2 protein-coding genes are annotated in these 612 nt (G+C 58.2%); both read right to left on the reverse strand.

All coding sequences use genetic code 11. The features are described from left to right. On the reverse strand, positions 1 to 263 hold a 263-nt coding region (locus tag ACIQVE_RS29580), incomplete at its 3' end, for a NuoI/complex I 23 kDa subunit family protein (RefSeq protein ID WP_402815488.1). Between the two features lie 11 nt (positions 264 to 274). Continuing rightward, positions 275 to 612, reverse strand: a 338-nt coding sequence (locus tag ACIQVE_RS29585; RefSeq protein ID WP_402815490.1) for an NADH-quinone oxidoreductase subunit H, incomplete at its 5' end; no start/stop codon positions are given.

Genomic DNA, 612 nt, shown 5'->3' on the forward strand with positions numbered 1-612 from the left:
CGACCGTCTTCGGTTTCAGCTTTCTGCAGCGAGATGCAACCCACCGGGCACGCAACGGCGCACAGGTTGCAGGCTACGCAGCGTTCTTCGCCATCGGGGTCGCGGGTCAGGACGATGCGACCACGGTAGCGCGGTGGCAGGTAGACCGCTTCTTCCGGGTATTGCAGGGTGTCGCGCTTGCGAAAGCCATGGCCGAAGACCATGACCAGGCTACGCAACTGGGTACCGGTACCCTTAATGATGTCGCCAATATATTTGAACATGGGTCAAATCCTCACTGAACCGCAACCGCGGGCGTGTTCCACAACACAACCGCAGCGGTCACCAGCAAATTGATCAGGGTCAGTGGCAGGCAGAATTTCCAGCTGAAGTCCATCACCTGGTCATAACGCGGACGCGGGATAGAGGCGCGCAGCAGGATGAACAGCATGATGAAGAACGCGGTCTTCAGGGCGAACCACAGGAACGACAGTTGCGGCAGGATGCCGAACGGACCGTGCCAGCCACCGAAGAACAGGGTGACCAGCAGCGCCGAGATCAAGATGATGCCGATGTATTCGCCAACGAAGAACATGCCCCATTTCATGCCGGCGTATTCAATGTGGTAACCGT

This window comes from Pseudomonas sp. NPDC098747 (genome assembly GCF_044760045.1).
Taxonomy (GTDB): Bacteria; Pseudomonadota; Gammaproteobacteria; order Pseudomonadales; family Pseudomonadaceae; genus Aquipseudomonas.